Raw genomic sequence first — 18,379 nt, 5'->3', positions numbered from 1 at the left:
ATAGTGGTTTGACTTTACCTTGGAGTATCCGGCCTAATGAAGAAACTCCTGATTTTCCATTCTTTTTTTCTATAGAAATCTCGTCACATTGGTATGGGCAAATATTCAAGGGTTAATCTGAGAGAGGATATTTTGCTGGTGGATGATACCCCAGACAATCTGAGGGTTTTGTCTGCCATGCTGACTAATCAGGGCTATGAAGTGCGCAAAGCTCTAAACGGGCAGCGGGCGATCGCATCGGTGCAGTCAGACCCCCCTGATCTAATTTTGCTTGATATTAGAATGCCGGGCATGGATGGCTATGCCGTATGCCAACAGCTAAAATCTGATCCTAAAACCTGCGACGTTCCGGTTATTTTTATCAGTGCATTAGACGATGCCCTAGATAAAGTTAAGGCCTTTGCCGTAGGGGGCGTTGACTATGTGACCAAGCCCTTTCAAGAAATGGAAGTGCTTGCTCGTATTGAGCATCAGCTATGCATCCAGCGGTTAAAACAGCAGTTGCTGGAACATAATCAAGAATTAGCTCGTTCCAATCAGGAACTGGAGCAATTTGCCTATGTAGTATCCCATGATTTACAACAACCTCTTCAGAGCATTACCGGATTTGCCAAGGTGATGCTCTTCAAATATCAAGACCAATTAGATCAAGTAGGCGTTGATTACCTAAATCGAATTCATGGATCAGGCGATCGCATGCAGCGACTGATTCAAGACCTATTATCTTATTCTAAAATTGGCCTGCATGCTCAAGAGATGCAGGCCGTTGATCTAAATATTTTGCTTAAACAGGTTCTAGAGAACCTGGATGACAGTATTAAACATAACCAGACTATCTTTGACTTTGACCCTTTGCCTACCGTTATGGGCTATGAGACTCAGCTAGTTCAGCTGTTTCAAAACTTGATTGACAATGCCATAAAGTTTGTTAAACCTGGAGTAATTCCACAGCTTAAGATTTCCTCCCTACAACAAGGAGACTTTTGGTTGCTTGAAATTCACGATAACGGCATTGGCATTGATGCCCAGCATCTTGAGAAAGTTTTTAACATGTTTCAACGTACCCAGTCTGCTGAGAGCTACTCAGGGACAGGTATTGGCTTAGCTACCTGCAAAAAAATTGTAAGAAATCACGGCGGCCAGCTATGGGCTACCTCTCAGTTGGGAATCGGCACAACCTTTCACTTCACGCTGTGGGGACTTAGCGAGCCGATCTCGCAGCTGACTTAGGGCTCTCTTGGCATAACCGTGTAGCGGTTGGACAAAAGCACCATGTTATCAGGTACAACTACCGCAGTAGTCCTGTTATGGCGTTGCTGATTCCAGGTATGAACCGATCTCTGTGGGTACTGGAACCTCGTTTAATTTTTTGCAGATTCATACCCTTAATTCAGCAACGCCCGTGATTTCCCAAGGTAGCCAGGAGCTGCTATTGGGGCCAATTTTGGGGTGGTTAGGGACTTGGCCAGTATAACCAGGTCGTTGAATGCCCAAGTCTCGTTTGGGCTGAACCACAGGATAGGCTAGACGAAGGGTAGATGCGGTGTGGGTATGCATGGCGGGGGCCGTTAGGGGATGTTTAAATCCTCAACAGCGACCTCTAGAATTCCAGATTGAGGGGATATTGTTGGGGATAAGGAGGCGATCGCCCCTCTACTGAATTGCGTTATGAGCCCGCTAAAAACCAACTACATGGCCCACGATAGCGTCTACCAACGGCTCAGGGCAGAAGGAGCCTTTGGCTGGACCTCAGAGAGCGATCAGACCCAGGTGGTACAACCTCGAATTTTGCAGGCGATCGCTCGCCTTGCCCTCGCCCCCGGTAGCCGCATTCTGGATCTGGGCTGTGGCACGGGCGATATTGCTATCTGGCTTGCAAGCCTGGGGTATGCGGCCTATGGGATTGATATTGCCCCCAGCGCGATCGCCTGGGCTGAGGAAAAGGCCCGCTCTCAAGCGGTTCAGGTTGAATTCACTGTGGGTAGCGTTGTGGAGCTGAGCCCCTATCCTAACGGCTTCTTTCATCTGGTCATCGATGGCCGTTGCCTGCACTGCATCATTGGGCCAGACCGATCCCGCACGCTGGCTAGCATTTACCGGGTTCTTCAACCGGGTGGGGGCTTTCTCCTCCAGAGTATGTGTGGCGAGGTGATGGAGGCCTCACCCATGAGGCAAGCGTTTGACCCCGCCTCCCATTGCCTGGTGAATGAGCAGGGTATTGCCACTCGCTACATTGGCCCTGTCGAAGCCATCCTTCAAGAGTTGAAAACGGCAGGGTTGGAGACGTCGTTGCCAGGGGAGCGAGCGGCGATCGCCTCTTGGCATGTCGTTCCCCGTGAAGGCCCCCATGATCAGGATGATTTAGTAGCCCTGGCCGTCAAACTCGAAGCATCGTAACAATCGCCAGCCAACAACAGGCTCAGACCAAGCCAGGTTTTAGCCATGGGCGATCGCTACAGGTAGAAATAGGAGAGTAAGCTTTTTGTAACCGCAGACCAGATGGCTCAGCGGTGGATATCGCCTATTAGTGGTGCAAAACATGCAGCTTAATGGAGCCGGTTGGAGGACTTGGCAAGACTTTAAGGCTGACCAGCAAGAGCTAGTGTTACCCGCTGGCACCGCCGCCCATATTCCAGTGACGATTCGCTATATCGACCGAGGTGAAGCTCGGTTGGGTACCGTGCTGCTCATGCACGGCATTCCCACCTGGGGATATCTATATCATGCAGTGATTCCGCCCCTGGTGCAGGTGGGCTATCGGGTGTTGGCTCCCGATTTTTTGGGCCACGGCTGGTCAGACCGGCGCGATCGCTTTGACCGCTCCTTTCAAGACCAGGCGCGGATGATTACGGCTTTGCTGGCGGCCTTAAACCTCCAGCAGGTAGATGTGGTGGGCCACGATACTGGCGGTGCGGTAGCGTTGATTTTGGCCATTGAGCACCCCGCCGTGGTGAATCGTCTGGTGATCACCAACTCCGTCTGCTACGACCGCTTTGATGATGACATGCTCGACTTTGGCCATCCCCTGCGGTGGAAACCGCGCCCGGTTAGCGATCTGGTGGCGGCGCTAGAGGAAAGTTTGGCGGCGGGGCTGTCGAACCCTGACCGCCTGACCTCTGAATTTCGGGCGGGTATGATTGCACCCTGGGCTAGCGAAGAGGGGAAGCTGAGCCTGCTGCGCAATGCCTCGGCCCTGAATGCCAATCAGACCATGGCCCTAGTCGATCGCCACGGCGATATTGCTGCCCCCACGCTGGTGCTCTGGGGGATGGATGACCCCTGGCAAAAGGCGGAAGACGGCAGACAACTGGCCAGCGAAATACCGGGCGCGCGATTTCAGCCGATTGAGGGAGCTTCTCACTGGATACAGCAGGATGCCCCGGAGCAGTTTTCTCAGGCGCTGGTGGAGTTTCTGGCTAGCCATTAGAAGCGCGATCGCCGTCTTTTTGATCTGTCTCGATGGACTCGATGGGACAGAGTCGGGCTCTATGGATGACGGCAGCCGTCGCCAATGCGCTAGAGTGTCAGCCTTCCGCTAAGATTTCAGGGTGATACCCTGTTTTGGCTACGCTCCCTAACCAATCGCCACAAGTTCAAAATTCCGCTTATTGACCGCAACTTTCCCGGCCCTGTTGCCCTATGGAACCGGTTCAGCCCCTAGAAAGCGCCGTCAACGACTATCGCCAGTGGGTTAGCACCCTGGTGAAGGAGGCCGATGTTTGGCCGGAGGAAGCGGTGTTGGCTACGTTGCACAGCCGCGATCGCACCCAGTACCTGATCGATCAGCTGGGCGAAATGCCCGAGACTCAAACCCTACCGCCCCAGTTCTGGATTGATCTCGCTAACGCCGATGCTGAGCTGGGCCGCCAGAGCGATCGCCTCTACGCCCTACCCGATCTAGCTAGCTGGCGCAAAAGCGTTCACCCCCCCGAGCACCACTGGTGGTGGTATCCGCCAGCGCCCGAAGTTCCCAAAGATGCTCTGGCCTGGCTGTGGGGCGGCCTCACCATCGCCATGTTGACCATTAGTCTGGCCCTGGCTCAGGATATTGCCAGCCGCTTCACCACGGATGCGCCAGGGGTATGGAGTTCATTGGGGGCGATCGCGCCGGTCATTCTCACCCTGTTTGCTAGCGGGGGTGCCCTCACTAACGTAGGCCAGCAGGCCCTAGAACGCATTTTAGCCAGCCGCACCCCAGCCCACACCAACTGGGCCAGAATCAAATTTGTCTTGGCTTTTACCCTGGCTCTGGGGTTGTTTCTGTTTCACTCCCTGGGGCTGCCCCGCATTGCCGCTGCCTATAACCAGCAGGGCGAAGAGCAGTTTGACGCAGGTGACTGGGCCGGTGCCCAAAACGACTTTCAGCAGGCTCTCAGTCTCAAGCCCGACTATCCCGAGGCCCAGTTCAACCTGGGAGTGATGTACGAAGAATATCAGCAGTACGACCAAGCCCGCACCGAATACCTCAAAGCCATGCAGGGCGGCTATCTGCCCGCCTACAACAACCTGGCCCAGCTCTACCTACAGCAGGGCGATACCGACAGCGCTGCACCCCTGCTGCGGCAGGCCCTGAGCGCCCCCGACTTAAAGCAAAAAGGGCCAGAGCTAGAGTACGCCCTCCACAAAAATCTAGGACAGGTGCGGCTCGCCCAAGATCGACTGCCCGAGGCCGAGGCGGCGCTGCGCGAGGCGATTGAATTGGGCCAGTCGCTAGAGACCCCTCGCCCCGATGCCTACTGCCTGCTGGGCCAGGTGCTCGACCAGCAAGCTGCTCTGCCCAATTCCCCGGCTTACAGCGGCGACTCCACAGTTTCCACTGCACAATCGGCCTGGAATCGCTGCCTACAAACGGCCAGCCAGCCCGAACACGACTACTGGGAAAGTATGGCCCGCCAAGCCCTGACCCAGCCGCAGCCACCCAGCGCTCCAAATTAGATTTCAATTTGATGGGTCGTGGTTCACAGCGGCAAAGAGTACCCGTGGGGGTACTGTGGTTTGCTGCTTAGCCACGCTTATCTTAGGTCTATCGCAACGGCTGAAACCCAACGCCACCAACGTTCTTAGCAATGGAGGGGGCGCTTAGCTGCTCCAGCGATGCTTTAGCGGGTCGCTCACCGGTTCTAACTCAACCCCCATCCTGCCCTATGGATTCCAGGACAATGGTCAAATTTTTGCAGCGGCTATTTGCCCCCGAAGGGCCAACGATCCTGGCGCTGGCTGGGGCCGATGCAGAGGTTACCGCCCTCCAGTCTGAGGTTGGCGATTCACTAGCCCATTCACTAAGGAACATCCCCATGGTTGATTGCCAGTTCAACAATGCTCAACAGCGCGACTACGAAGCTCGCCGCACCGAGGCGGCAGCTCGGCGCGACCAAATCCGTGACGATGCCACTAATGACTTTAGCGTCACGCCACCCGCCATTAACGGTGACGAAGATCGCTTTAAGCACATTGGGTTTCCGGGCTTTGCCTCGTTCTCTAAGGGTTTGGCCCACAATGTTAACGGCCTGGTTGACCCCAGTTCGTTTCAATCGCTGCTCGATGCCCTGCAAGCCGGTACCCAAGAAGCCCTTGAGCGAGTGCAGCTGGGCGGTAGCGTGCGCAGGCTGGTCAACCCGCTGAATGCGTTTTCGTCTGAGCTGATTGGCAACGACTCTAACGGGGCGCGCATGGCGGCGGCCCCCACCTTTGCCAGCCGCAGCACCGCCATCGATATGGTCGAGCGGTACTGGATGGCCCTCTGCCGCGATGTGCCCTTTGACCAGTATGCCAACAGTGGCTTGATTCAAGCGGCTTGCGACGATCTCAATGCCCTGGGCTTTGACGATCAGTTTGGCTTTGTTTGCACCCCGCAAACGCTGTTTCGCGGCCCCTATACTGGCTGCAATGTCGGCCCGCATGTGTCGCAGTTTTTGCTGCAAGACTTTAACTTTGGCAACCAGCCAATTCGTCAGCAGCAGCGCTACCCGCGCCCCGGCCTCGACTACATGACCGACTTCGACACCTGGCAGCGGGTGAACAATGGCGATATCGACCCCAGCGGCACCGATATTGTGGATGGTACCCGCTATATCACCACCCTGCGAGATGCTGGGCAGTGGGTACATATTGACTTGCCACACCAGGCGGGGCTGTGGGCCACTCTCATGCTGCTGGGCCAAAAGGCGACTCTGTCGGATGCGGTTCCCTACGGCAAAGATACAGAAGGTCGATACAAAGCGATCACTACTGCCGACGGCTTTGGCAGCCTGGGCGGGCCAGACATTAGCATTCAGGCCGGGCTGGCGGGGGTCTATGCCCTGAAGCACGCCTGGTTCCAGAAGTGGTGTGTGCACCGTCGCCTGCGGCCCGAGGTCTATGCCCAGCGGCTAGAACTCTTCCGCCGTGGCGTTCTGGGTGGCCATGGTGAGAACCCCTGCGACAATGAGAAGTTTAACGACTTCTTTGGTGAGGGAGCCGATGTGTGGCGGCACACCCAGGTGCTCGATCGCATCTTTGAGCACAACCGCCAGCAAAATGTCGCCCAAAGCCGGGGCAATGGCGAGGGCAACTGGCTGCTGCCCATGGGCTTCCCCGAAGGGTCGCCCACTCACCCGGCTTACCCCGGTGGCCACTCGGCCTTTGTGGCGGCGGCGGCGACGGTGGCTAAGGCCTACTTTGCCGATGGCCCGTTCCCCAACCCCAAGGTGCCGGTGGATGGTGGCTCTAAGCTGGCCGACTACCACCGCAAGGACGAAAAGCTCACCATCCACGGTGAGCTGAATAAGCTGATTGCCAACGTGACGCTGTTTCGCGATGGGGCGGGGATGCACTGGCGCACCGATGGCACTACCTCGGGGCCAAATGCGGGCTGCGATCGCCCCGGCACGGGCATTGAAACTGGCGGCAACCTGCTGGGTGAGCGGCTGGCGATCAGCATGCTGCGCGACACCCGTCGCACCTATCGTGAAGCTGTGGGTGAGTTTGAGTTCCAGAGCATTACCGGCAGCATGGTGCGGTTTTAGCGGTTGGAGGAGCAGCGATCGCTGCTCCTCCAGTCTGGTTAAGAGAGACATTTCCCCGATGAACGCTCAAACCCTTGAGCGTTCATCGGGTTTTTGATTTCTACCCAGTAGCACCACGGCTGTATTCCCTACGCTGGCGCTTCACTCAATCTATGGGGCTTGGCAATTAGTAGGTTTCAGTGGGTGATTGGGGTGCTTGCTGTTGCTTCCAGTCATCGGTTAGCAGGCCCGAGAAACCCCAGTTTTCATCGGCAATTTCTTGAATAACGATATGGGTATGCTCTGGCTTTTTTCCCAAAATACGCACAAGTGAGGCGGTCACTTCTTTGACTAGCTGAGCTTTTTGGTCTCTAGTAGCACCTTGTGTAATTTGAATGTTTACGTACGGCATAGGAATTTCTTTGGGGTTTGGGTTAATGCGATCGCGCATGAATCGCTGAAGGAATTTGTGTGCTTAGGGTAGGTTGTTGGGCAAGAAAACTATCAGAGAAGTCGGGTTACGCTGGCGCTTCACTTAACCTACAGTTTGGCTACTTGTAAGGAATATATTCCACTAAATTTTTCCAATCATCGGGTTCTGAAGCTTTGGCAATTATCTCTAAGTCTTTAACAAATTGGCCAATGGTGTCACTTACAGTAGCCCTCTAGCTTTCATGCGGATGTAGAACGGTGATTTTGGTGCTTGGGCCATGCTGGCTTGGGTGTCTTGCCATTCCTGAGAAATTTCTTGGTCGATTTCGTCTTGGTGGTCGAAGTAGTAGCCCATGGTGGCGTGGGCTTCGGCTGGGGTTAGGTATGGGTGCTGGTGGCAGAGTTCTTCGGCTGACCAACCGTAGGCGAGGTAATCCATCACAATTTGGGCGACGCGAATGCGGGGGATGCGCTGCAATCTTGCGGGCTGGTGCTCGATTTTTTCGATGTGGGGGTAGCTCAGGCTTAACATAGGGCTTTTGCTAGAACTGCTATGGCTGAGGTTGCCTTACAGTATAGTCTTTACGGCAAGGGAGTTGGGTTTCCTTCGTCAACCCAGCCTACAAGAGATCTGCGATCGCACTTAATTCATTGCGATAGAGTAGGTGTTGCCGATCGCAGATGACAACGGTGAAGAAATAGGTGCCCTCTGGGATTTGGGCGCGGCGATCGCGCATGAATAAGTGAAGGAATTTGTGCGTTTAGGGTAGATATTTTGGTAAGGAAACTATTGTCGAGCGATCGCTCTGTTTAGCTTTCATACAAGTGTAGAACGGTGACTTGGGTGCTTGGGCCATGCTGGCTTGAGCTAATTCAAATGTAGGATGGGTTAGCGATAGCGTAACCCATGCGAACGTTGGGTTACCCTGCGGGAAGCAAGCTACGTGCCTCAACTACAGGAGATCTGCGATCGCACTTTTGTTAGTTGTGCCAAAATAGCCTTATAGCATTGGCAGGGTATGCAGATGACCACCTTCGAGACTATTGTGCGCGAGCTGGCGTCTGTACCAGAGCCATTGCTTTTGCGAGTGCTAAGTTTTATTCGATTAGTAAAAGGTAGCGCTACTTTAGCTACTGACTCTTCCCGCGCACCTCGCATGCCGGGTTTGCATAAGGGGCAGGTATGGATGAGTGAAGATTTTAACGATTCTTTACCTGATAGCTTCTGGCTAGGCGACGATGAGTAGGGCTTTGATAGATACTCACGTTTTCATTTGGTGGACTGGGGAACCGAAGCGGCTTTCTGCACTAGCTCACGATTTTTTGGTTAATCCTGAAAATAAACCTGTGCTCAGTTTTGCTAGCATTTGGGAAATGCAAATTAAGCTGTCTCTTGGTAAGCTGAAGCTAAAAACATCATTACCTGAGCTAGTAGAGGATGAAGTTAGCCGTAATGGTTTGAGCCTATTGCCAATTGAGCTAACCCATATTTACGCTCTGAGCGATTTGCCGCCCCACCATCGTGACCCATTTGATCGGTTGTTGATAGCTCAATCTATTGGCGAAGAGATGCCCGTTATCAGTATTGATGACAAATTTGACGTTTATGGAATTCAACGGTTATGGTAGCTATCGCTCTACGATGAGATTGCCGATCGCAGGTGACAACGGTAAAGAAGCAGGTGGCCGCTGGAGTTTGGGCGCGGCGATCGCGCATGAATAGGTGAAGGAATTTGTGCGCTTAGGGTTAGATATTTTGGCAAGAAAACTATTGTCAAGCGATCGCTCCGTTTAGCTAGGGCGAACGCATACTCGAATATTTTTGCAGCAAGGCCAGCTTTTAGGTGCCTTATTGCGAAAATATCGGTATCTTACAGGCTGCTGATCGTTGAAACCCTTATTCCTTCGTTGGCTCCAAATCAGTATGCGTTTGCCCTGTCCGTTTAGCTTTCGTACAAGTGTAGAACGGTGACTTGGGTGCTTGGACTATACTGACTTGGGCTAATTCAAATGCAGGACGGGTTAGCGATAGCGTAAACCCATGCGGATGTTGGGTTTCTTGCCTCAAGCCAACCTACAGCAAATCTGCGATCGCACTACAAAAGATCTGCGAGTGATCGCACATAAGCAACCTCACGAAGGTAGATGAAATGCTTGAATGGCAAGTTGTACTTCACGATTCTTATCTTCGTTTATGTGGAATCGATATTGATACCAACCTTCCTCTACTTCGTGAACAAAGCCAAGATGGTTGGAGTGCTCCGAGGTTGCTTCACGAATGGTTCTTAAAACGGAAGTAAAGTCCTTATTCGACACGAACATAACCACTGCGGCCTTTGAATCTCTCCATGTTAAGTAAGAAAGTAATTGTGTGATGGTCTCTAGATACGCCTTCTTTCCATGCCAATATTTTAATTCGGCTACAAAAACATTTGAACCTTCGTGGCGGAGCAGAATGTCTGTTTTCCCCCGCTTGTTGAAAGTTTCACCAGTTGCGCTGCCCTCAAAATTTGGTTCTAAGATTAGAATTATATGATCGCGAAGATGTTCCTCTTCCTTCCCCGCATATGTGCTGGGAAGGCGTTCAAATTGCTTTCCAACATCGTGAATGATCTTGAGGATGTGGTGATAGATAGCCTCGTCGAGCGTTGGCTCTGGTTTGAAGCCTTGGGCAGTAACCTCTGGCTTTGGTTTTCTTGGTATAGCGGGAGTCCGTTTTGCGGGTACAGAAAAGGTTGAAGGTATTCCTGTAGCCTTTCGAACAGGAATACCTAGTGCAGCGATCATTCCGTGCTTGTTAAGCAACTGCTCTTTTCGAGCGTCGAACGCTTGGTTCAGTTGAGGCGCAATCGAGCCATTAAATTTCACCAAATCATTTGTGAGGCGCTGATTTTGAGAGGTCAGTTGGCTAACTACATGCTCAGCCTCGCGCTTGATTGATTCTGCATCTTTATTGAAGTTGATAATCTCAAATTGGATCTCTTGGCCGGTAACGCTTATACGCGGAGCAGACATACTATATGTGCTCGCGCGAACCTTTAAAAGTTGGACATCTCCTGAAAATGGGAGATGGAAGATGTACACATCTTTAGGGTAAGACTGGCCGCTATCTACCCAGAATGAACTGGGATGTAATTCTGCCGGAATCATTCGTTCTTCGACTAAAACAGAGAGCTTATCCGAATGAATTTCTAATGGCGGAATCGAATATTCAGATACCAAGTGCTCAATGTAATCAGACTTATTAACATTGAGAATGTAATCGTCAGTCTGGCCTTTAATAGCTTGCAGCGCTTGGTTCTTTTGGCTTTCGAGGACAGCGGATCCGTCTAGCTCAGAAAAAGCCATGAAGCTATTACGACCGTACCGATTCATCGTAGTTCCCGTTGCTTATGACAATTTAGTAGATCGCTCTTATCTGCCTAATTTCCTCTACAGGGTAGACAGTCAGATTATTTGCAGCCTACCCTCCCCTAGAAGGTAGATAGGCAGCGGATAATCTGCATGATAGCCTTCTCAAGGGTAGATAGGCAGAGCTAGACTGTCTAAATATTCGCCAGAGCATCCTGCCATCCTCCATGCTTGACGGGGAGCTTTTGTACCATTATTCTCTTACATTAAGCCGTTCGGCAGAGCGGTGGTTACGCAGAACTCGAAAATCTTGGCGCTGTCTGAAGGTGCTGGTAACACCAACAGACAGCTAACCCCGCAAGTCTGACCCGCAGATTGCGAGGCTAGGCATATGGTACCCTAGCCCCCTCAGTTTGCAATTCAAGCGTGGGTGGCTAGGGTTTTCGCGTTCTGTCTTCCTCAACCACATACGGAGACAGAACCCATGTTTGAATATCTCGAACCAGATGCCAGCGGCGCATCCACTCTTCCGCCGTCTTCACCCAGCACCCCCCAAATTCGACCAGAGCGGGTGCGTCACATGCTCTACGGCAGCCTTGCAGGCATATATCGCACCATCAAAATTCTCCACGCCCTCGGCTACACCGACCCCAACGACTGGAGCGACCCCATCCCCGTACCGCCCACCAGCGACATGCTGGGGGCAAGCCCCTCAGCGGGAACCGTCTGGATGGCGATCGCCACCAAAACCGTGCTGATTGAGTAACGCCCCCGCCCGCCCCCGATGGCCTACCCATTGCCGTCGGGGGCGGCGATCGCCATTTTCTTTGATTGCACCCGGTTTGTAGGGGCATTGCATGCAATGCCCCTACCAGAACCCTGTTTTTGAATCAGGGTTTCTCACTGCGGGTTGCGCATAACAACTCAAGGGCACAGTGAAGCTTACTGACCTCGCAATGAAGCTTACTGACCTCGCAGTGAAGCTTACTGACCTCGCAGTGAAGCTTACTGACCTCGCAGTGAAGCTTACTGACCTCGCAGTGAAGTTTACTGACCTTGCAGTGAAGCTTACTGACCCCGCAGTGTAGCCCTGTCCCGCTGTAACAGTCCTTTGCATCAACTCCGTTGGTTGCTTGCGTGCCTACATCATCACAGCCCTAAGCCATTTGACGCATATTTGCCAACACACCAAACCGGTAGTCGCGATCGCAACCTCGGTGGGCAACTCTAACCACAGCAACGCAATGCCCTGCTTAGCCCAGAGTCGCCCATTCGCCTCTGATGCTGATAATCACCAAAACCAATCCCCCATCGTTGCAGACTCGCCAAAATCGTTAATTTTGTTCTTTTATAGAGGTGCCTCTATGGCCATTGTCGATACCAGCCGCCGCCTGCAAGTCCGCTACATTTTGCAAGATATCGAGTCGTTTGAGGGCGCAGGAACCGTCCCGAGCTACCCCACCGCCCGCCCCGAGGCCACCCTCGAATTTCTGCAAGCCGCCCGGCAAACCATGCAGGATATGCAGCAGAAAGAAACCGAACTGTTGACCAAGGCCAAAGCCGCCGCCGACAAAGCCCGCCAGGCCGAGTGGGAGTTTCACAACGCCGTCATGGCCATGAAAGAGGCCGTGCGGGGTCACTTCGGCTCTGACAGCGACGAAGCCCAGGCCGTCGGCTACAAGAAAAAGTCTGAGCACAAGCGCCCCCGCCGCCGCGCCGCCTAGCCCAAAAGCGTAACGCCACAGCAGAGACAGATCGGGCTGCGCTCTCCCCAACCCTGGGGGAAAGAGCGCAGCCCGATTTGCCGTTGGTATGACCTACCGTTCAGCGCTGGCCGCGACCGCTCGGCGACCGTTGCCGTTGGTGGCGGCGGGGGCCACCGCCGCCGGAGGGCTTGCCACCGTCGCTGCCTGAGCTGCCCCAAACCCTTGCAGAGCCGGGCGCTCCACAAACGTCACCAGGTGCCGCACCCGCCACACCGGGTTGGGCCGCACCATGTTGATCTGGCGCAGAGCGCGGGCCTCTTCGTCGTTGCTCATCAGCCACTCGGGGTCTACCACCTGGTGAAAGAAGTCGCCAAAGTGCCCCGTATCCGGCTCCAGATAAAAGCTGGAGAACCGATAGCGATCGACCTTTTCGCCCGGCAGCACCGGGGTATCGTTGAGGGTGGTGATGCCCCGGCTTTCGCCCCCTAGCTCCACCTCCAGGCTAAAGCCCCGGCTGCGGCTCTCGGTTTTGGTAGACAGCTGGGTAATGTGAGCCGTGGCCAGGGCTGTCAAATTTACCCAAACGCCGAGCCCCTGCACAAACCCGGTAATGCCCAGCCCCCCATCGAGCGAGAAACTGCCGCCAATGGTTTGCTCGATGGTGTCGGCAAACTCCTGGGTTTCAGAGCGCAGGCCACCGTCGCCATCCCACACATAGGTGTTGACGATGTTGCGCTTGCGGGCGTCAATCAAGAGCTGCTCTAGCCGCTGCTGCCAGCCGTCGGCACTGCCGCCAGAACGCACCGACTCTACCGTCGAGGCGATCGCCGACCCCACATTGGCCGCCACCTGCTCGATGTTGTTTTCGGTGGCGTTTTCGGTGGAGCGGTTGGCGGCCCCGCCTTCAATGGCGCGGCTGTTGTAGTTGACAAAGATGGCCTCCCGCTCCCGGTCTTGACGGCGAATTTGGGCCTCTAGCTCAGCCGCTTCGCGAATGCGGAAGTAGCTGGCCGGGAACTGGGAGCCGTACTGGGCGCGCAGGCTGGGGACTGCGGCGTAGAAGCGGTCATCCGCCGCCTCGGTGCCTACCTGGCCATCGAGGGTGCCGTTTTGCTGGTAGGCGGGGTTGATCAAAAAGGTGACGGTGTTGACCTGGGGCGGTAGATCGGGCACCGGGGCCACCTGGTACGACACCATGCGCCGACTGCGGCGCAACCGCAGCACAAACACATCCGCCAGGGACGACACGACCAGGGCATAGCCCACGTTTTTGGGCACATAGCGCCGACCCAGGCGGGCGAAGCGCGCGGTGGTTTCGGGGCTGCCCCGCAGGGAGAGCCGATCCTGTAAGGCCGTGGCAATATCGAGGGTGACGGTGCCTTCGTCGAGCAGGCTGTAGGTGCTAGAGAGGTTACCGGTAAAGCCAAAGCCCCCAGAGAGAGAGGTGGTTACCGCCACCCCAAACGATGCCTCGGCGGCGGTACCGAGGATGGCGTTGACATCGATGCCCAGCCCGGCTTCCTGGCTGCGGGTCCAGCTGTAGCTGACGTTTTCGGTGGCGTTGAGCTGTACGGCAGCGGTGCCGTCGTAGCTCTCTGCCTCGGTGAGGTTTTCGCTGGGCACGGGGGGTGCCCCTTCGATGTAGCCCAGCAGGGTGGGGTCAAACTGGGCATTGCCGACCCAGCGAACCTCCAGGCTTTCGATGCGCTGGTCTTGCAGCAGGGCGATCGCCTCCGGCTGAATCAAGGCGTAGAAGCGCCGCATCAGCCCCACGGCTTCGCCGAGTTCATTCACCTCCTGGGTGGGGTATTCATTGGCGACCACCGTAGCCGCCTCGGCGGCAATCATCCCGATGGGGGCGGTGGAGGGGGCCAGCTGCACCGCGCCAACCAGGGTGCCGTGGTGGTTATTCGGCGAGCGATCGCGGATTTGCTCCTGCCCCAGATCCTCCAGGGGCCAGTAGCCCAGCAGCCCTGGCTCGTTGCCGGTCAGGGGCAGGTGCTGGTTAGCCTGAAGTTCGTCCGCGCCCAGAGCCTCGTCCCAGATCTGCAAGCTCTCTAAGAAGCCGATCCAGGGCGTAGTGCCATCCCCATCGGCCCCAACGGTGAGGGTGCCGCCCGCGAGAATCCGAGCGTTGGGGGCAAGTTCGCCCGCGTAGGCGATCGCCCCATCCACATAAATCTGCAATTGGCCGTCTTGCCCGCGCCAGGTGACGCTTAGCCAGTGCCACGCGCCATCGGCCAGATTGATCGCCGTGGGAGGAGTGGTCTGGTCGTTGATGGTGACCTGGAGATTTTGGGGATTGAACACCCGTAAACGACTGTCCTCATGGCGGTAGTCAAGCCAGGCGGCGGCGGCGGTAGTTTGGGTGCGTACCCAGCCGGAGAGGGTAAAGCGGCTCAGAGCATCTTCCCCAAAGTTGCTGATTTCGAGGCGACCGGAAGCGTCGGCGTCGGCCTCAAAGGCGAGACAGGTGCCGGGAATGTTGGGCCGCCAGACTTCGGCCACCGCATCGTAAACCGTGGTGCGAAGGCGGTTCCGGCTATCGAAGAAATTTAGATGCACCGCCCCTTCGACGCTTTCGTAGCTAGTGACGGCTCCGGCTGGGGCAGCAAAGTCAAGCAGTCCTGCCTGGACGGTGCCGCCGCTGGTGGTGGGGATAATCGGTAGCACCTGAGCTTGGTTGCTGAGGGCGGCTACCTGATCCAGGTAGGTCTGGCGCAGGGTACGAATGCGGTCTTGCACCTCATTGAGGCGCAGACGGGCGGCGGCGAGCTGGGGTTCGAGGCTATCCACGTTGGCTAGGCGGGCTTCCAGACGGGCGAGGTCGGCCTGGGCAGCGATGAGCTGGGCATCCAGGGCGTTGAAGGTGTCGCGGGCGGCGGCGATCGCAGCTCGTCCCTCATCGTGCAAAATGCCGGTGTTGATCAGCAGCCAGTCGCCCACGCTGCCGTTGCGGGCAAAGCTATCGACGGGTTCGGCGGTCAGGCTACCGTTGGCACGCACCACCAGCAAATAGGTGTCTAAGACCGGATTCGCGGTATCGGGCTGGCGCTGGCGAAACTGCACCCGAGCCGGGTTGCCCTGCTGCAAAAATTCCAGCGACCAGTTTTGATAGATCAGAGCGGGGGGCTGTCGCAGCGGCTGCACTGAGAGGCCGGTGTAGGTGCCGCTGCCGCTGTTGTCGGCGGTCAGCACCAACGACAAGCTGTTTTGGGGATGAATTCTGACCAGCGTACGCCCCGTAGCCGTGACATTCAAGGGCCGGATTTGCCAACGCTGGGCGGTGCTGAAGTCGCTGGGCCGCAGAGAGAGGTCGGGGCTATTGGCGCGGCGAATGGCGTCGTACTGCAACCGCACCCCGGCGCGATCGCCGGGATTAATCTCGGCATAGAAGTTGAACGGGTTGAGTTCCTCCTCCCCCAGGCGACGGGAGGCCGCCCGCTGCTCGGTGGTCAGCCGGGCTACGGTCTGGCGCTGGGCTGCCACCTGCTGGGTCAACATGCCAGCGGGGTCTTCTTCAGCAATCAGCGATTCTAGCTCCGAGATTTCGCGGATCAGCCCTGCCTCTTCCTGCTCCAAAGGGCGCAGCTCGTCGAGGGCCTGCTCGGCCTGGTCAAACCCACCGACCAGGGCAGGCAGCATCACCTCATCGACAAACTCGGCCTGGGTGACAGTGCTGGCCAGTTGTTCTACTCGGTGGCGGCGCAGTTCCAGAGTGCCCCACACCCCACCGGGAGCGGTGATGTGAAACAGGCGCAGATGGGTCATGCCCTCGGGAATGGTGAACCGAGCCTGGGCTACCCGCCAGCCGTCGTCGTTAGCAGCATCCAATGGCCGAATTTGGGCCGGAACAATGATGGGGTCGGTGGCTTCACCATTCCGTCCACCCGTCAGCCCCTCAAACACAACCTCAAAGGCTTCTTCAGATTCATCAAAGGGCAAAATCGGTGCGTCGGTGCGGTACTCAAAGGTCTTCAGATAGGTCGCCCCCTGCACCACGCTAAACACCTCGCCGTAGCGGTAGGCCTCGGCGTTGCGGCGACCCACCCGCCGCCCAATCCGCCGTCCGGTGGGGAAGGCCCCAAACACCCGCCCGGTATTCGACTCCGGAGAAAAGTCCACGGTTTCGCCATTGGCCAGGGCCATCAGCGGCCAGTAGCCCACCAGGCCCAGTTCGCGACCGAGCAGGCGATCGCCCATCCGCTGCTGAATCTCCAGCTCGCTCAGCGCCACATTCCAAACTCGCACTTCGGCTAACCAGCCCTCCCAGAAGCCCGACTCAGAACTGGGATCTTGCACGCCGATCTTGGCGCTGAAGCCGCTGGGGCGGGCCGGGGTTGCGCCCTCGTAGGTGTCGGCCAGTTCGCCGTTGACATAAATATATAGAGTGTTGCGGCGATCGAGCACCGCCGCCAGGTGAGTCCAGGTGTTGAGCGGAATAGAGACGTTCTCCATCTGGTGCCGCTCACCGTCGTTGGTGACAAACACCGGGGTGCCCTCCACCAGGCCCAGGGCGTAGCTGCCCTGCTTGGCAACGATCCACTGTTCTTTTTCGGCGACGGGATGCACCCAGGCTTCGATCGCAAAGTTACGGGCCAGCTCAAGGGAACGGTCTGAACCCACATCAATGTAGTCATCCACCCCGTCAAAGGTGAAGCTGGGGCGGCTGTCGTCGGGGTCAGAGGTTTGGTCGCCGCTCACACCGCGCACCTGTTGCAGCACGTCGGCAGGCAGCAGAATATCGCGGTTGTTCTCCAGCAGCAGGGTCTCCTGGGGCAGGTCGTCGATCTGGGCCAGGGTGCCATCGGTGCGGACGCCAAAAATCAGCGATGCCAGGGTGGTTTGGGGATCGGTAGCCCCCAGCATCCGCACCGGCACCGCCAGCATCACCCGCACCCCCGCTTTAATAAACGAGGTGTCGCCATCCTGGGTGGTCATCTCGCTTTGCAGGCAAAAGCGTGTGGCGGTAGGGGCCTCGGTGGCGGTCAACTCCTCCCCGGCGTCATCCCGCAGGATCAGCGTGCGCTTGATCAGTCCGGGAATCTGGCGGGGCTGGGGGTCTTCCAGGCTGCCTTCTTCGACGGTGGCGTCGGCCAGGTCAAACAGGCGATCGCGCGATCGCCTCACAGAAAACAGCTCAATCCGCCCGGTCTCACCGTTGTGGACAAAGAGGTGCCAGCGGCTGACCTCATGCTCGCTGGTGTTGGTCAGCACCACCGAAAACCAGCCCTGGGTGAGGTTCTGCGCCAGGCGAAGTTCTTGGGTGGGCTCAAAGAAAAAGTTGCCCGCAAAGTCGCGGAAGTCGGGCGTGTCGAAGGACTGGCTGCCGCCTAAGCCCTGGGGCTGGGCTGGGGTAAAGCGCTGGCGGCTGCGCTTAAAACGCACCTCTAGCTTGGGCACCAGCCGCTCGGTGCCGCCGTCGAGCAAAAAGCGGTCTACCAATAACGTGTTATCGGTGGACTGACGGAAGACAAACAAATGCTCGCCATCGGAGAGCACCTGAATGGGAGCCAGGGCGGTGCGGGTGGCGGTGCTGTACTGCGATCGCACCCACTGATCCACACCTTCTTCCCGCTCCCGCTGAATCACCGACTCATCGGGTTGATCCACCGGCAGGGGCAGCCGCACCCACTCACCCCACTGGGAAGTGGCAACGGGGGCCGTAGGCTCCGCCGTTTCGGTGTCGGTTACTTCGGTGTCAGTTGTTTCAGGGGTTTCCACCGGCTCAGTCGGTGCCGCCGGGGTGCGCCGCACGGCGTAGTAGATGTCGCGATTGGTATCAATGCCGAACAAGAACACGAGTCCCTGGTGCTGCACAGAAGTCAGGTGTTGAAGGTTGTTGCGGTCAATTTGCATGGGAATGTCTCCTTTGTTTAGATGTGGATGGGTGAATGGGTAAGGGGG

General features: G+C 56.4%; 14 protein-coding genes. 10 read left to right on the top strand and 4 right to left on the bottom strand.

Features of this window, described 5'->3' with window-relative positions:
* Positions 1-93 precede the first annotated feature (93 nt).
* The 5 genes from VB780_RS06600 to VB780_RS06580 all read left to right on the top strand — a co-directional run bounded on the left by VB780_RS06600 (position 94) and on the right by VB780_RS06580 (position 7,004).
* Entirely contained in the window at positions 94-1,230 is a 1,137-nt protein-coding gene (locus tag VB780_RS06600; RefSeq protein WP_323350350.1) for a response regulator, read from the top strand.
* A gap of 438 nt (positions 1,231-1,668) precedes the next feature.
* On the top strand, positions 1,669-2,397 hold the full coding sequence (locus VB780_RS06595) for a class I SAM-dependent methyltransferase (RefSeq protein WP_323350349.1): 729 nt from the start codon (positions 1,669-1,671) through the stop codon (positions 2,395-2,397).
* Positions 2,398-2,539: 142 nt separating this feature from the next.
* Entirely contained in the window at positions 2,540-3,427 is an 888-nt protein-coding gene (locus VB780_RS06590) for an alpha/beta fold hydrolase (protein ID WP_323350348.1), read from the top strand.
* A 212-nt stretch (positions 3,428-3,639) separates the two neighbouring features.
* Positions 3,640-4,935: a tetratricopeptide repeat protein gene (locus VB780_RS06585; RefSeq protein WP_323350347.1), complete on the top strand. Its 1,296-nt coding sequence runs from the start codon at positions 3,640-3,642 to the stop codon at positions 4,933-4,935.
* 209 nt (positions 4,936-5,144) lie between these two features.
* The gene (locus VB780_RS06580) at positions 5,145-7,004 is read left to right on the top strand and encodes a hypothetical protein (protein ID WP_323350346.1); all 1,860 of its coding nucleotides are present in this window, start codon (positions 5,145-5,147) and stop codon (positions 7,002-7,004) included.
* Between the two features lie 166 nt (positions 7,005-7,170).
* Here the strand turns inward: VB780_RS06580 and VB780_RS06575 are convergent, their stop codons facing one another.
* Positions 7,171-7,434 carry a 4-oxalocrotonate tautomerase family protein gene (locus tag VB780_RS06575; RefSeq protein WP_323350345.1) on the bottom strand — a complete coding sequence of 88 codons (264 nt, stop codon included), beginning with the start codon at positions 7,432-7,434 and terminating at the stop codon, positions 7,171-7,173.
* Between the two features lie 201 nt (positions 7,435-7,635).
* Positions 7,636-7,947, bottom strand: a complete 312-nt coding sequence (locus tag VB780_RS06570) for a DUF433 domain-containing protein (protein WP_323350344.1) — start codon at positions 7,945-7,947, stop codon at positions 7,636-7,638.
* A 493-nt stretch (positions 7,948-8,440) separates the two neighbouring features.
* On the opposite strand from VB780_RS06570, the gene VB780_RS06565 reads away from it, so the two are divergent.
* Entirely contained in the window at positions 8,441-8,662 is a 222-nt protein-coding gene (locus VB780_RS06565; RefSeq protein ID WP_323350343.1) for a hypothetical protein, read from the top strand.
* Positions 8,655-9,044, top strand: a complete 390-nt coding sequence (locus VB780_RS06560) for a type II toxin-antitoxin system VapC family toxin (RefSeq protein WP_323350342.1) — start codon at positions 8,655-8,657, stop codon at positions 9,042-9,044. The genes VB780_RS06565 and VB780_RS06560 overlap by 8 nt, the downstream gene beginning before the upstream one ends.
* A gap of 504 nt (positions 9,045-9,548) precedes the next feature.
* Here the strand turns inward: VB780_RS06560 and VB780_RS06555 are convergent.
* Complete coding sequence (locus VB780_RS06555; protein WP_323350341.1) at positions 9,549-10,763, bottom strand: hypothetical protein; 1,215 nt, start codon at positions 10,761-10,763, stop codon at positions 9,549-9,551.
* Positions 10,764-11,250: 487 nt separating this feature from the next.
* Here VB780_RS06555 and VB780_RS06550 point away from each other — a divergent pair, with 487 nt between their 5' ends.
* The 3 genes from VB780_RS06550 to VB780_RS06540 all read left to right on the top strand — a co-directional run bounded on the left by VB780_RS06550 (position 11,251) and on the right by VB780_RS06540 (position 12,490).
* Positions 11,251-11,532, top strand: coding sequence for a hypothetical protein (locus tag VB780_RS06550; RefSeq protein WP_323350340.1), 282 nt, complete (start codon positions 11,251-11,253; stop codon positions 11,530-11,532).
* 169 nt (positions 11,533-11,701) lie between these two features.
* Positions 11,702-11,854 (top strand): hypothetical protein, encoded by a 153-nt coding sequence (locus VB780_RS06545; RefSeq protein ID WP_323350339.1) that lies wholly within the window; start codon positions 11,702-11,704, stop codon positions 11,852-11,854.
* A gap of 276 nt (positions 11,855-12,130) precedes the next feature.
* A complete protein-coding gene (locus VB780_RS06540; RefSeq protein ID WP_323350338.1) occupies positions 12,131-12,490 on the top strand; it encodes a hypothetical protein in 360 nt (119 codons plus the stop codon).
* Between the two features lie 93 nt (positions 12,491-12,583).
* Here VB780_RS06540 and VB780_RS06535 read toward each other — a convergent pair whose 3' ends face one another.
* Positions 12,584-18,331, bottom strand: coding sequence for a LamG domain-containing protein (locus VB780_RS06535; RefSeq protein ID WP_323350337.1), 5,748 nt, complete (start codon positions 18,329-18,331; stop codon positions 12,584-12,586).
* Positions 18,332-18,379 lie beyond the last annotated feature (48 nt).

This window comes from Leptolyngbya sp. CCNP1308, from assembly GCF_034932455.1.
In the GTDB taxonomy this organism is placed as follows: Bacteria; Cyanobacteriota; Cyanobacteriia; order Phormidesmidales; family Phormidesmidaceae; genus Nodosilinea.
Note: the sequence above shows the minus strand (reverse complement) of the source record. Positions and strands in the feature narration are given on the sequence as shown.

Bases quoted from the DNA above. Each gene is read 5' to 3' on its own strand.
- VB780_RS06600 (WP_323350350.1), top strand. From the start codon at position 94: ATGGGCAAATATTCAAGGGTTAATCTGAGAGAGGATATTTTGCTGGTG.
- VB780_RS06565 (WP_323350343.1), top strand. From the start codon at position 8,441: ATGACCACCTTCGAGACTATTGTGCGCGAGCTGGCGTCTGTACCAGAG.
- VB780_RS06575 (WP_323350345.1), bottom strand. From the start codon at position 7,434: ATGCGCGATCGCATTAACCCAAACCCCAAAGAAATTCCTATGCCGTAC.
- VB780_RS06570 (WP_323350344.1), bottom strand. From the start codon at position 7,947: ATGTTAAGCCTGAGCTACCCCCACATCGAAAAAATCGAGCACCAGCCC.
- VB780_RS06535 (WP_323350337.1), bottom strand. From the start codon at position 18,331: ATGCAAATTGACCGCAACAACCTTCAACACCTGACTTCTGTGCAGCAC.
- VB780_RS06580 (WP_323350346.1), top strand. From the start codon at position 5,145: ATGGATTCCAGGACAATGGTCAAATTTTTGCAGCGGCTATTTGCCCCC.
- VB780_RS06555 (WP_323350341.1), bottom strand. From the start codon at position 10,763: ATGGCTTTTTCTGAGCTAGACGGATCCGCTGTCCTCGAAAGCCAAAAG.
- VB780_RS06560 (WP_323350342.1), top strand. From the start codon at position 8,655: ATGAGTAGGGCTTTGATAGATACTCACGTTTTCATTTGGTGGACTGGG.
- VB780_RS06540 (WP_323350338.1), top strand. From the start codon at position 12,131: ATGGCCATTGTCGATACCAGCCGCCGCCTGCAAGTCCGCTACATTTTG.
- VB780_RS06550 (WP_323350340.1), top strand. From the start codon at position 11,251: ATGTTTGAATATCTCGAACCAGATGCCAGCGGCGCATCCACTCTTCCG.
- VB780_RS06590 (WP_323350348.1), top strand. From the start codon at position 2,540: ATGCAGCTTAATGGAGCCGGTTGGAGGACTTGGCAAGACTTTAAGGCT.
- VB780_RS06585 (WP_323350347.1), top strand. From the start codon at position 3,640: ATGGAACCGGTTCAGCCCCTAGAAAGCGCCGTCAACGACTATCGCCAG.
- VB780_RS06595 (WP_323350349.1), top strand. From the start codon at position 1,669: ATGAGCCCGCTAAAAACCAACTACATGGCCCACGATAGCGTCTACCAA.